The following is a 1589-nucleotide window of genomic DNA, read 5'->3' as shown; positions in this document are numbered from 1 at the left end:
AACGAGCCTGTCCCGGATACGTTCGAGGACACCCCGGCCAAGGACCGCGATCCCGAGTGGTTCAAACGCGCCGTCTTCTACGAGGTCCTGGTCCGCTCCTTCCAGGACAGCAACGGCGACGGAGTCGGCGACCTCAAAGGCCTCACCGCCAAACTCGACTACCTCCAATGGCTGGGCGTCGACTGCCTCTGGCTGCCACCCTTCTTCAAATCCCCCCTCCGCGACGGCGGCTACGACGTCTCCGACTACACCGCCGTCCTCCCCGAATTCGGTGACCTCGCCGACTTCGTCGAATTCGTCGACGCCGCCCACCAACGCGGCATGCGCGTCGTCATCGACTTCGTCATGAACCACACCAGCGACCAGCACCCCTGGTTCCAGGAATCACGCACCAACCCCGACGGCCCCTACGGCGACTACTACGTCTGGGCCGACGACGACAAGCAATACCAGGACGCCCGCATCATCTTCGTCGACACCGAAGCCTCCAACTGGACCTTCGACCCCGTCCGCAAGCAGTACTACTGGCACCGCTTCTTCTCCCACCAACCCGACCTCAACTTCGAAAACCCCGCCGTGCAGGAAGAAATCATCTCCGCACTGCGCTTCTGGCTCGACCTGGGCATCGACGGCTTCCGCCTCGACGCCGTCCCCTACCTCTACCAGGTCGAGGGAACCAACTGCGAAAACCTCCCCGCAACCCACGAATTCCTCAAACGCGTCCGCAAGGACATCGACACCCACTACCCCGACACCGTCCTCCTCGCCGAAGCCAACCAATGGCCCGAAGACGTCGTCGACTACTTCGGCGACTACACCGCCGGCGGCGACGAATGCCACATGGCGTTCCACTTCCCCGTCATGCCCCGCATCTTCATGGCCGTACGCCGCGAATCCCGCTACCCCGTCTCCGAAATCCTCGCGAAGACCCCCGCCATCCCCTCCGGCTGCCAATGGGGCATCTTCCTGCGCAACCACGACGAGCTCACCCTCGAAATGGTCACCGACGAGGAACGCGACTACATGTACGCGGAATACGCCAAAGACCCCCGCATGCGCGCCAACATCGGCATCCGCCGCCGCCTCGCCACCCTCCTGGACAACGACCGCAACCAGATCGAACTCTTCACCGCCCTGCTGCTCTCCCTCCCCGGCAGCCCGATCCTCTACTACGGCGACGAGATCGGCATGGGCGACAACATCTGGCTCGGCGACCGCGACGCCGTCCGCACCCCCATGCAGTGGACCCCCGACCGCAACGCCGGATTCTCCTCCTGCGACCCCGGCCGCCTCTTCCTCCCCACGATCATGGACCCGGTCTACGGCTACCAGGTCACCAACGTCGAAGCCTCCATGTCCTCACCCTCGTCACTGCTGCACTGGACCCGCCGCATGATCGAGATCCGCAAACAGAACATGGCCTTCGGCCTCGGCTCCTACACCGAACTCCCCTCCACCAACCCCGCCGTCATCGCCTTCCTGCGGGAGTACAAGGACGACCTCGTCCTGTGCGTCCACAACTTCTCCCGCTTCGCCCAACCCACCGAACTCGACCTCAGCGCCTTCAACGGCAGACACCCGGTCGAGCT

General features: G+C 64.1%; 1 protein-coding gene. It reads left to right on the top strand.

The genetic code is table 11. The features are described 5' to 3' along the window. A partial coding sequence (gene treS / locus ACIBLC_RS41955; protein ID WP_399216750.1) for a maltose alpha-D-glucosyltransferase occupies nt 1-1589 on the top strand: 1589 nt, incomplete at both ends.

It is taken from the genome of Streptomyces sp. NPDC050535 (assembly GCF_044457665.1).
In the GTDB taxonomy this organism is placed as follows: Bacteria; Actinomycetota; Actinomycetes; order Streptomycetales; family Streptomycetaceae; genus Streptomyces.
The sequence above is the reverse complement of the archived record's forward strand: the minus strand, read 5'-3'. Positions and strand labels throughout refer to the sequence as shown.